This window comes from Cupriavidus sp. 05N39, assembly GCF_056397325.1.
Genome location: NZ_JBFTNE010000037.1, coordinates 1 through 11,473 on the forward strand (window position 1 = coordinate 1; position 11,473 = coordinate 11,473).

Here is an 11,473-nt window from a genome sequence, read left to right on the forward strand (position 1 = left end):
GAAGTGTATGTCGGCGCCGGCTACGGTCCTGTGTTCTTCAAGTATTCGCAGGCGCTGACCAACCTGTTCGGATTCGCCGACAGCAAGTACAGCTACTACGCCGACCTGTCGGCCAATGTGCCGCTGAATTTCTGGGACCTGACGCTGAATGCCCACGTGGGCTACCAGAACGTGAAACACGTGAACAGCGCCTCGTACACCGACTGGAAGCTGGGGCTGACCAAGGACCTGGGCAAGGGTTTCGCGCTGGCGGTCGCCTATATCGACACCAACGCTCACAAGTCGGTCTATACCAACGTGCCTGGCCGCTACATCGGCAAGGCTACCGCCTGGGCTTCGATCACCAAGACGTTCTGAGCAGGACGCCGCCGCCTTGCCATCTTGATGACATTTTGATGGCGCCGGCGGCGAATACTGCATCAACTTGAGGCCGCCCTGCCTAGCATGGATCCATCTCCAACAGACGACCCGCCCAACGCGGGTCCCGCTCAAATGCGACAGTCGAGCCTTGCCGTGGCCTTTGCTTCCGTGCCGCGCCGCCGTCTTTCCCGTGGCCAATCACGCAACGATTCCCGCACCGGACGCCTCCCCGCATCCGGCATCGAAGCTGCACCGGCCACCGCGCCGGGGATGGCCGTGGACACCGTGCACAGCTGGATCCGGCTGCGGCTGGCGGTGGCGTCGGGCCAGGTCTTCGCGCTGCGCCAGTCGCTGCACCGCGCGATCGGCCAGCTTGCGCGCATCTACGTGGTCGAAGTGGACCATCGCCATGGCGAGACCACACTGCATGTGGAAGTCGAGCGCGGTGGCCGCGATGCCGCCATGCACGCCATCATGATGGCTTTGCCGGCTGCCGAGTTCGGTGTCACGACGATGCTGGGGCAAGACCATGCCGCGCATTGACACCGGCGGGGCTGCGCGCGAAGACAGCGCTGCCGCGCGGGCGGGTTTTGCGCCGGCGCAGCGCGAAAAGTCCCCCGCGGCGCTGTGGCTGCCGCTGGTCACGCCGATGCGAGGCGGCGAGCTGGACCTGCCCGGGGCGCAGCGCCTGGCCGCGCACTATGTGGCAAGTGGCGTGGACGGGCTGGTCATCCTGGGCACGACCGGGGAGGGCGGACTGCTCTCCCCGGCGGAGCGGCTGACGTTTACCGCCGCGGTACTGGAGGCGGTGGACGGCACGGTGCCCGTGCTGGCCGGTGCCGGCGGCGTAGATACCCGCGCCGTCTGCGAGCAGGTGCGCCAGCTCGATCGCTTCGACCTGGCTGGCTACCTGGTGCCGCCGCCGTACTACCTGCGGCCGGGCGACGAAGGCATCGCCTGGCATTTCGAGCGCGTGGCGGACGCGACCTGGCGGCCGCTGATGTTGTACAACGTGCCCAAGCGCACGGGTTGCTCGCTGTCCCCGGCACTGGTGCGGCGGCTGGCGCTGCATCCACGCATCGTGGCGGTCAAGGAGTGCGATGCCACCGGGCTGCGTGAACTGGCGTGCAACGACCTGCTCGCCGTGTTCTGTGGCGAAGATGCGGCCATGCTCGACCACCTGCTGGCYGGCGGCGACGGCGTGGTGCCGGCTTGCGCGCACATCCGCCCGGATTTGTTCGTGCGCCTGCTGCAGTTGGTGGCGGCAGGCCGCCACGAAGCCGCGCGCGCGCTGTTCGCGCGACTGGCACCGCTGATCTCGCTGCTGTTCTCCGAGCCCAATCCGGTGCCGGTCAAGGCGGCATTGGCCTTGTGCGGCCTGATCGGCTCCGAAGTCAGGCGGCCGCTGGCGCCAGCCAGCCGGGCGTTGTGCGAACAGCTCGACCGGGCGATCGCTTCGCTGCCGCCGGCGGAGGCCGCAGAGCGCACTTTGCTCTTGGCTTAGTGACGGAGCCACCGCCGCGGCCGGGTGGCGCGGATGCGCGAAAGGGCGGCAACCGGTAGAATGCCGGATTGCCTAAAATTTGTGCATCATGTCACACGACTGGAATGCCAGCGTCACGGTCGCCGCGGTTATCGAGCGCGGCGGCCGCTTCCTGCTGGTGGAAGAAGAAACCCCCGATGGCCTGCGGCTGAACCAGCCCGCCGGCCATCTCGATCCGGGCGAAAGCCTGATCCACGCCGTCATCCGCGAAACGCTGGAAGAAACCGCGCACACCTTTGAGCCGCGCGCGCTGCTGGGCTGCTATACCGCCCGCGCGCATTCGGCCGGCACCACGGCGCGGCCGGGTGGCGACATCACCTATGTGCGCTTTGCCTTTACCGGCGAACTGGGCGCGCTCGATGCCGGGCGCCAGCTCGACGTGGGCATCGTGCGCACGGTGTGGATGAGCGCCGATGAGATCCGTGCCTGTCCCGATCGGCATCGCACGCCGCTGCTGATGGCCTGCATCGATGACTACCTGGCGGGCAAGCGCTTCGCGCTCGACGCGCTTTACACCCATCCCTCGGTGGTGGCCGGCGGAGCGCGGTCATGAGCGCGGGCAAGCGCGTGGTGGTGGGCATGTCGGGCGGGGTGGATTCCTCGGTGACGGCGTGGCTGCTCAAGCAGCAGGGCTACGAGGTGATCGGCCTGTTCATGAAGAACTGGGAAGACGACGACGACGGCGAGTACTGTTCGACCCGGCAGGACTGGCTGGACGTGGTGTCGGTGGCCGACCTGATCGGCGTCGACGTGGAGGCAGTCAATTTCGCCGCCGAGTACAAGGATCGCGTCTTCGCCGATTTCCTGCGCGAATACTCGGCGGGCCGCACGCCGAACCCCGACGTGCTCTGCAATGCCGAGATCAAGTTCAAGGCCTTCCTGGACCATGCCATGTCGCTGGGCGCGGACACCATCGCCACCGGCCACTACGCGCGCGTGCGCGAAGTGGCGGCAGGGGCGGGCGGGAGCCGGTTCGAACTGCTCAAGGCCTTCGACCACACCAAGGACCAGAGCTATTTCCTGCACCGGCTGAACCAGGCGCAGTTGTCGCGCACGCTGTTCCCGCTGGGCGAGATGCCCAAGACGCGGGTGCGCGAGATCGCCGCCGAGATCGGCCTGCCCAATGCGAAGAAGAAAGACTCCACCGGCATCTGCTTTATCGGCGAGCGGCCTTTCCGCGACTTCCTCAACCGCTACCTGCCGACCAGGCCGGGCCCGATGATGACACCCGACGGCAAGGAAGTCGGCCAGCATATCGGCTTGGCTTTCTACACGCTGGGGCAGCGCAAGGGCATCGGCCTGGGTGGCAGCCGCACCGGCAATGGCGATGCCTGGTACGTGGCGCGCAAGGACATGGCCAGCAATACGCTGTATGTGGTGCAGGGCCACGAGCATCCGTGGCTGCTCACGCCCACGCTTGATGCGGCCGACCTGTCATGGGTGGCGGGCGAGGGCCCGGCGGCTGGCACCACGTTGTCGGCCAAGTCGCGCTATCGCCAGAGCGACGCTCCGTGCACGGTGGCGGCGTCCACCGGCGATGCACTGCAACTGACCTTCGCGCAGGCGCAGTGGGCGGTCACGCCGGGCCAGTCCGCCGTGCTGTACGACGGCGACATCTGCCTGGGCGGCGGCATCATCCAGTGATGCGCGGCGCTGCCAGGGCATGAAAAAACCGGCCGTCTGGCCGGTTTTTTCATGGGCAGCCCGGAACGGCTCAGCCGCGCGGCGGCTCGGTGTCGATAAACGACTGGCGCTTGCCGAGCTTGTCCTGGTACACCGCGAGACGCGGGTGGCGCTCGCGCCAGGCGATGTCCGGGAAGCGGAAGTCGAGGTACGACAACGCGCAACCCACGGCCACGTCGGCCAGCGAGTAATGGTTGCCCGAGCACCAGGGCCGGTCGGCCATGCCGTCGGCGATGGCGGCCACCGCGGCGTCGATCTTGCCGAGCTGGCGCTTGACCCAGCGCTCGCTGCGCTGCTCCGGCTCGCGCTGGGTGTGTTCCAGGCGCGCCAGCAGGGCGGCATCGAGCAGGCCGTCGGCCAGCGCTTCCCAGCAGCGTACCTCGACGCGCTCGCGCCCGGCTTGCGGAATCATCCGGCTGACCGGCGTCAGCGTGTCGACATACTCGACGATCACGCGCGAATCGAAAATCGCGCCGCCGTCTTCCATGACCAGGCACGGTACCTTTCCCAGCGGGTTGAACTGGCCGATGGTGGTATCCGGCGACCACACGTCCACCTCGACCATCTGGTAGTCGATCTTCTTTTCCGCCATCACCACGCGCACCTTGCGCGCGTAAGGGCTGGTTTGCGATGCATACAGCTTCATGGACTCCCCTCGAGCTTGTTATGAAGTGCATCGGCGCTCCAGGCACGGCGGCCACGCCGGTGCGTCCGGCCGGCATGCCCGATGCACTTCATAACAGGCTAGCGGATCGGCGAGCGCGAGTATACCCGTGCCCCGCCCCGGATGTGCCCCGGGCGGGCGCAGCAGTGTCGTGGTGCCGATACGCGCGGGGTGGCCGGGCCCGCGAACGCGTCCACAGAAGGACAGCCACGATGGTAAAATGCCCGCTTTCCGCCGCGCTGCCAGTCGGTTGGCGCGCCTGATTAGGCTCTTTTCGTGCCGCTTCGGTATCGTTTCGGTGCTTTTTCACCTCTTTTGATCCGTTCCGGTCTTGTCGCTGACCGCTTCGGCTCGCCAGGGGTGGCGCCAGGCCACGTGCCCGCGCAATTTGCCCGCCCGGCCACGCTTGCGTAACCAGTTCCCCTATCCCTCCGGTCTCCCAGCATGTCTTCTTCCTCGCTTTCTCCGCTCACCGCCCTGTCCCCCATCGATGGCCGCTACGCCTCCAAGGCCGATGCGCTGCGCGAGTGGCTCTCGGAAGCTGCCTTCATGCGCAACCGCGTCAAGGTCGAAGTGCATTGGCTGATCGCGCTGTCGCAAGCCGGCCTGCCGGATATGCCCAAGTTCTCGCCGGCATCCGAAGCGGCCCTGCTGGCCCTGGTGGACAATTTCACCGAAGCCCACGCGTCGCGCATCAAGGAGATCGAGGCGGTCACCAACCATGACGTGAAGGCCGTGGAGTACTGGCTCAAGGAGCAGGTCAAGGGCAACGCCGAGCTGGAAGCCGCCAGCGAATTCATCCATTTCGCCTGCACCTCGGAAGATATCAACAATACCTCGCACGGCATGATGCTCAAGGGCGCCCGCGAAGGCGTGATCCTGCCGGCGCTGCAGCGCGTGCATGCGCGCCTCGTGGAACTGGCCCACGCCAACGCCCGCCAGCCGATGCTGTCGCGCACCCACGGGCAGCCGGCCAGCCCGACCACGCTGGGCAAGGAAATGGCCAATGTGGCGGCGCGCCTGGCACGTGCCATCGAACGCATCCAGCGCGTGGAACTGCTGGGCAAGATGAACGGCGCGGTGGGCAACTACAACGCGCACCTGTCGGCGTATCCGGCCTTCGACTGGGAAGCTTTCTCGAAGCAAGTGATCGAGACCCGCCTGGGCCTGACCTTCAATCCCTACACCATCCAGATCGAGCCGCACGACTACATGGCCGAGCTGTTCGACGCCATTGCCCGCGCCAACACCATCCTGCTGGACCTGAACCGCGACATCTGGGGCTATATCTCGCTGGGCTACTTCAAGCAGCGCACCAAGGCTGGCGAAATCGGCTCGTCGACCATGCCGCACAAGGTCAACCCGATCGACTTCGAGAATTCCGAAGGCAACCTGGGTCTGGCCAATGCGGTGCTGCGCCACCTGTCGGAAAAGCTGCCGCTGTCGCGCTGGCAGCGCGATCTGACCGATTCCACGGTGCTGCGCAACATGGGCGTGGCCTTTGGCTACAGCCTGCTGGCCTACGAGGCCTGCCTGCGCGGCCTGGGCAAGCTGGAAACCAACCCCGAGCGCCTGGACGAAGACCTCGACAACTGCTGGGAAGTGCTGGCCGAGCCGGTCCAGACCGTGATGCGCCGCTTCGGCGTGCCCAACCCCTACGAGCAGCTCAAGGAGCTGACGCGCGGCAAGGGCATCTCGCGCGAGGCGCTGCAGACCTTCATCGGCGGCCTGGCGATTCCCGACGATGCCAAGAAGCTGCTGCTGGAAATGACCCCGGCCAGCTATATCGGCCGCGCGGTGAGCCTCGCCGAACGGGTGTAATCTTCCCGGCGTGGGCGGTCCGAGCGTTTCGGATCGCACCTTGCCGGCAGGCACGTTGCAATAAAGCCACCCCATGGGTGGTTTTTTTGTTACGCGCCCGGCATGCGCACAGGCGGGCAGGCGCCGCGTCCTGGTTGCGACGAATTGTCACTTCAAACCATTTGAATGATTCCATGAATTTCAGACCGTTCCGCAACACGCCGGGCGCACAATAATGCGAGAATTCAACGGCACGCATGATTGCCATTCAGTAAAAGTTTATGAAACGCCCGCATAGGGCAGGGGTCTTCTTCCATGCATTCCCAAGCCAAAGCCAGTGCCCACGCCGGCACCGCTCCAGGGCCGTCATCGGCGTCCGCTTATGGCGCGACCGCGATCGGCCTGCACTGGATCATCGCCTTGCTGATCTTTGCCGCCTTCGGGCTGGGCCTGTACATGACCAGCATCCCGGGCCTGTCGATGCTCAAGCTCAAGCTGTTTTCATGGCACAAGTGGATCGGCGTGACGGTATTCGCCTTTGCCGCGCTGCGCGTGCTCTGGCGCGCTACGCACCGCGCTCCGGCTCCGGCAGCCGGCACCCCGGCCTGGCAGGCCAAGGCGGCCCACGCCGCCCACGTGCTGCTGTACGTGCTGATCGTGGTGGTGCCGGTTACCGGCTACCTGTACAGCTCAGCCTCAGGCGTTCCCGTGGTCTACCTTGGCATCTGGCAACTGCCCGCGCTGCTCGAGAAAAACGATGAGCTCAAGGAAATCCTGAAGCTGGCGCATATCTGGCTGAACTACCTGATGGCCGTCATCGTCGTAGTCCATGCGGCCGCCGCCCTCAAGCATCAGTTCATCGAGCGCGACGGTACACTGGCGCGCATGCTGCCGTTCCTCAAGTAGGGCAAGGCGGGGCCCCGTCCCGTTTCTCCGCCCTGACTGACCATTGACCGAGGGCCGCACGGCCCTCCTAGCGACAGGAGTTCTTTTCATGAAACGCATTCCCCGCGCGAGCGCGCTCCTGATGGCGGCCACGCTGGCCACCGCCGGCATCGGGGCGAATTACGCCTGGGCCCAGGTCGACGCGGCCAAGAGCTCGGTCACCGCGACAGCCCGCCAGATCGGCGTGCCGATGGAAGGCAAGTTCAAGAAATTCGATGCCGCGGTATCGTTCGATCCCGCCAAGCTGGCAGCGTCCTCGGCCAAGGTCGAGATCGACGTGTCCAGCTTCGAGATCGGCGATGCAGAGACCACCAAGGAGGTAAAGGGGCGCGACTGGTTCGACGCGGCCAAGTACCCCAAGGCGGTGTTCCAGTCGACCAGCATCAAGGCCGGCGCAGCCGGCAAGTATGAGGTGGCGGGCAAGCTCACCATCAAGGGCAAGACCCAGGACGTGGTGATTCCGGCAAGCTATCGCCAGGACGCCGGCGGCCAGGTGTTCGAAGGTGTGCTGCCGATCAAGCGCACCGTGTATAACATCGGCGATGGCGAGTGGAAGGATACTTCCGTCGTTGCCGACGATGTCCAGATCAAATTTCGTATCGTGACCGCGGCCAGGAAGTAAGCGCGCAGCGCCCGTATTCCCTGTCGCACCTTTGTACCTTTGCTGTTCATCCCCAACTTTTTGCCGGGAGTTCTCATGAAACTGCGCACCATCCTCGCCGCTGTCGCGGCCCTTTCCGCCAGCGCCGCCGTCGGCGTGGCGTCCRCCAACACGGTGACTTACAACCTCGATCCGACCCACACGTACCCGAGCTTCGAAGCCGACCACCTTGGCGGCCTGTCGACCTGGCGCGGCAAGTTCGAGAAGTCGAGCGGCGTGGTGACGCTGGATCGCGTTGCCAAGACCGGCACGGTGGACATCAAGATCGACGCCGCCTCGGTCGACTTCGGCAACAGCAAGCTGAACCAGCACGCGAAGGGCCCCGACATGTTCAATGTCGAAGCCTTCCCGGAAGCCACCTACAAGGGCAAGTTCACCAAGTTCAATGGCGACGTGCCGACCGAAGTCGATGGTCTGCTGACCCTGCATGGCGTGACCAAGCCGGTCAAGCTGGAGATCCGCGATTTCAAGTGCATCCAGCATCCGATGCTCAAGCGCGAAGCCTGCGGCGCCGATGCCGTGGGTAGCTTCAGCCGTGCCGATTTCGGTATCGACTACGGCGTGAAGATGGGTTTCAAGCCCGAGGTCAAGCTGGCGATCCAGGTCGAAGGCGTGAAGGCCGACTAAGACGGACGACAGATACGTCGCGAGGTCCGGGGGTTGCCCCCGACTTCGCGCATCTGGGTAACAAAGAAAAAGGCCGGGGCGCAATCCCGGCCTTTTTCTTTGTTACCAGCACATTGGGCAAGCCTGCGCGGGCATCGCCCAGGTTGTGTTGTCCGCACCTGGCGGCCACAGTACAATGATCCGCTAGTATTCAGTTACAGTCTCACTCAGTCACAGTCTCAGTCACCGTTACCAGGGTGTAGTCGCGTGCGTGCCTGCCTGCCATCAGTCAAGGACGCCCATGCCCGCAACCGATTACCGACATGTATCCCAGCAGTACCCCCTGATACTGGTCTAGCGTAGCGATCCATCGCCCTACGAGCTGTACCCGGCCAGTCAATGCCACACTGTTGAACTGGGCGGCCGGCAGCGTTTCTCGGATTTCTCTGGCGCAATACCGTGTACTCCCAAACGCAAATCGATCCGGTGGTCAGTTTCCGCAACTCGCAGGGCGAGCAGGTGCGGGGCACAATTATCAATCTCCAGAGAAAGTCTCTGGTGATGGAAATCTACAACCCATACTCGATCGTCCAGGTCAGCGAGGTGCTGAGCGAGCTGAGTGTGCGCATGGGGACCAAGAACGCCTACCTGGGCAAGGCGGTGGTGATGAGCCTGGTGAACACCGGCCTCACCGCGGTGGTATCGCTCACGCTGATCGACGAATGGCGCGAGTTGAGCGACCTGCCCAACGAGCCGAAATCGGTCGGGCGCGAAGCAGAACTGTTTATCAAAGACTGGGACGCGCGCTTCAATATCCGGCGCGATTACCAGATCGTGGTCAATGAAATGCGCGCGTTTCTCTCTGAAGTATCGCGCTGGGTCGAGCAGGTCGACCTGACCGAAAACCTGCCCAAGACCGATGGACGGTTGCGGGAGGACGTGTTCTACGAGCTGGCCACGCCGATCATGCTCAAGACCAAGTCCTACCTGGACCGGCTGGAAGGCGAGGCCGAGCAGGTGGACGCCGAGATCGCGCCCGTGCACCGTACCTATGCGCAGTCGGCCCTGCATCCGTTGCTGCTGCGCGCCCCCTTTGTCTATCGCACCTTCACCAAGCCGCTGGGCTACGCCGGCGACTACGAGATGGTCAACCAGATCCTGAGCGACCCGCAGCAGGGCCCGACCACTTACTTCCAGATTGTCAACACGGCCTTCCTCAAGGCGGCGGTAGCCACCGCCCACCGCAACCGGATCGACCTGCTGGTGGACTTCCTGTCGCGCCAGGCGGACGCCGCCCGTGCGGCCGGCAGGCCGTTCCGCGTGCTCAATGTCGGTTGCGGCCCGGCCTTCGAGATCCAGCGCTTCGTGCGTGAATATGCGCAGCCCGAGCTGCTGTCGTTCCAGTTGGTCGATTTCAGCGAGGAGACGCTGGCCTACACCAAGTCCTCCATCGAAAATTCGGCGGCCTCGGCGGGGCACAAGGTATCGGTGGAGATGGTGCACCAGTCGGTGCATGAACTGCTCAAGCGCAAGATTTCGCCGGACGATGCCGCGCTGCGCGAGTTCGACGCGGTGTATTGCGCGGGGCTGTTCGACTACCTGTCGGATAAGGTGTGTTCCCGGCTGCTAAGCTATTTTGCCGCGCGTACACGGCCTGGCGGCCAGCTGCTGGTGACCAATGTCCACTCCGCCAACCCCGAGAAGTTCGGCATGGAACATTTGCTGGAGTGGTACCTGATCTATCGCGACGAGGCCAGGATGAGTATGCTGCTGCCCGAGCAATCCCGCGACCATAAGCTCTATGTCGACCAGACCGGAGTCAATGTGTTCGCCGAAGCGATCATCCTCTGAAACACCAGTAGCCGGCCCAGCCATGAGCACGAATCAACTTTACGCGGGTTACCAGACCGAGCTGGCGGATTTCCGCCTGGCCTTCAGCCGCGGCGGCGCGTATACCGCCATCGTGCTGGTGCTGCTCGGCGTGGGGCTGGACTATGGCCAGTACCCGCAGCTGCAGGCGCCGTTCGCGGTGGCGCGCGTGCTGGTGTCGCTGCTGATCGCCGGCATTGTCATGCTGTTGTACAGCACCGCGGGGCGGCGCTTCGCGCCGTGGCTGACCTTGTCATGGCTGCTGCTGCCGCAGATCATGATCTCCTGGATGATCTGGCATACGGACGGCGTGGAATCGCCCTACTACGTGGGGCTGAACCTGGCCATCTTCGCCTCCGGCATCGCATTGCCTTTCGGCCTGTGGCAGAACCTGGTGTTCGGGGTCCTTTCCTACCTGTTCTACCTGCTTGCCTGCCTGCTGCATTCCGGCGGCATCGAGCCGGCCGGCACCTTTATCGTCAATTCGCTGTTCCTGCTGTTTGCCGCGGCGGCCAGCGCGGTCTATACCTTCTTCAACGAGCGGGCGCGCTTCATGCTTTTCCGCCTGAAGGCCGAAGTGGCGGAAAAGAACGCCGAGCTCGAAGTCATCAACCGCAAGCTGGTCGACATCAAGGGCCAGATGCTGCAGCAGGAAAAGATGGCCGCCATCGGTACGCTGGCCGCGGGCCTGCTGCATGAGGTCAACAACCCGGTCAACTTTTGCCTGATGGCGATCGAGGTTGCGCTGGAAGAGCCGGTAGCCAAGAATGAGCCGATGCTGCAGGAGTGCCTGGTCGATGCCAAGCAGGGCATGCAACGTATCCAGCATATCGTGTCGGACCTGAAGACTTTTGCCTATCGCAAGCCCGGCGCCGAAGCCGAAGGCACGCCGTTCCTGTTCGAAAAGGCGCTCGATTCGTCGATCCGGCTGACCGCGCATGAGTTGCGCGGGGTCGCCGTCACGCGCGAGTTGCCCACCGATACGCTGGTACTGGGCGACGAAGCGGCGGTGATCGGCGTGCTGATCAATTTGTTTTCCAATGCCGCGCTGGCCATGCGCAAGGCCGGCACGCAGAGCCCGGCGATCCACACCACGGTGAAGTGGGTCGAGCGCCGGTTGCATGTCACGGTCAAGGACAATGGCCCCGGCATCGCGTCCGAGCACCTGGCGCGCGTGTTCGAGCCGTTCTTCACGACACGTGAAGTCGGGCAGGGCCTAGGCCTGGGCCTGTCGATCAGCTACGCGGTGATCGAGCGCCATGGTGGCGTGCTGTTTGCTGAAAGCGAGCTGGGCCAGTGGGCCTCGTTCAGCTTCGACCTGCCGCGAGCCGACTGAGGAGCG

General features: G+C 64.5%; 12 protein-coding genes. 11 read left to right on the forward strand and 1 reads right to left on the reverse strand.

Translation table 11 applies throughout. The features are described from left to right. From AC1DN0_RS18545 to mnmA, 5 genes are all read left to right on the forward strand, one after another. A partial coding sequence (locus AC1DN0_RS18545; RefSeq protein WP_441626258.1) for a TorF family putative porin occupies nucleotides 1-357 on the forward strand: 357 nt, incomplete at its 5' end. Between the two features lie 135 nt (nucleotides 358-492). Then, nucleotides 493-903, forward strand: coding sequence for a hypothetical protein (locus tag AC1DN0_RS18550; RefSeq protein ID WP_035867524.1), 411 nt, complete (start codon nucleotides 493-495; stop codon nucleotides 901-903). Then, nucleotides 890-1,864, forward strand: coding sequence for a 4-hydroxy-tetrahydrodipicolinate synthase (dapA, locus tag AC1DN0_RS18555; RefSeq protein ID WP_441626259.1), 975 nt, complete (start codon nucleotides 890-892; stop codon nucleotides 1,862-1,864). Before AC1DN0_RS18550 ends, dapA begins: the two co-directional genes overlap by 14 nt. Before the next feature lie 88 nt (nucleotides 1,865-1,952). Next, complete coding sequence (locus AC1DN0_RS18560) at nucleotides 1,953-2,456, forward strand: NUDIX hydrolase (RefSeq protein ID WP_441626260.1); 504 nt, start codon at nucleotides 1,953-1,955, stop codon at nucleotides 2,454-2,456. Next, complete coding sequence (gene mnmA / locus AC1DN0_RS18565) at nucleotides 2,453-3,547, forward strand: tRNA 2-thiouridine(34) synthase MnmA (RefSeq protein WP_441626262.1); 1,095 nt, start codon at nucleotides 2,453-2,455, stop codon at nucleotides 3,545-3,547. Before AC1DN0_RS18560 ends, mnmA begins: the two co-directional genes overlap by 4 nt. Before the next feature lie 70 nt (nucleotides 3,548-3,617). On the opposite strand, the gene AC1DN0_RS18570 is transcribed toward mnmA, so the two are convergent. Then, nucleotides 3,618-4,232: a glutathione S-transferase family protein gene (locus AC1DN0_RS18570; RefSeq protein ID WP_035867518.1), complete on the reverse strand. Its 615-nt coding sequence runs from the start codon at nucleotides 4,230-4,232 to the stop codon at nucleotides 3,618-3,620. 462 nt (nucleotides 4,233-4,694) lie between these two features. Between AC1DN0_RS18570 and purB the strand changes: the two genes are divergently transcribed. From purB to AC1DN0_RS18600, 6 genes are all read left to right on the forward strand, one after another. Next, a complete protein-coding gene (purB, locus tag AC1DN0_RS18575; protein ID WP_035867515.1) occupies nucleotides 4,695-6,071 on the forward strand; it encodes an adenylosuccinate lyase in 1,377 nt (458 codons plus the stop codon). Nucleotides 6,072-6,365: 294 nt separating this feature from the next. Next, a complete protein-coding gene (locus AC1DN0_RS18580) occupies nucleotides 6,366-6,956 on the forward strand; it encodes a cytochrome b (RefSeq protein WP_441626265.1) in 591 nt (196 codons plus the stop codon). Between the two features lie 88 nt (nucleotides 6,957-7,044). Continuing rightward, entirely contained in the window at nucleotides 7,045-7,617 is a 573-nt protein-coding gene (locus tag AC1DN0_RS18585) for a YceI family protein (RefSeq protein WP_441626267.1), read from the forward strand. A 75-nt stretch (nucleotides 7,618-7,692) separates the two neighbouring features. Then, complete coding sequence (locus tag AC1DN0_RS18590; RefSeq protein WP_477145893.1) at nucleotides 7,693-8,283, forward strand: YceI family protein; 591 nt, start codon at nucleotides 7,693-7,695, stop codon at nucleotides 8,281-8,283. A gap of 438 nt (nucleotides 8,284-8,721) precedes the next feature. After that, on the forward strand, nucleotides 8,722-10,113 hold the full coding sequence (locus AC1DN0_RS18595; protein ID WP_441626269.1) for a class I SAM-dependent methyltransferase: 1,392 nt from the start codon (nucleotides 8,722-8,724) through the stop codon (nucleotides 10,111-10,113). 22 nt (nucleotides 10,114-10,135) lie between these two features. Next, nucleotides 10,136-11,467 (forward strand): sensor histidine kinase, encoded by a 1,332-nt coding sequence (locus AC1DN0_RS18600; protein ID WP_035867504.1) that lies wholly within the window; start codon nucleotides 10,136-10,138, stop codon nucleotides 11,465-11,467. The last annotated feature ends 6 nt before the right edge of the window (nucleotides 11,468-11,473 follow it).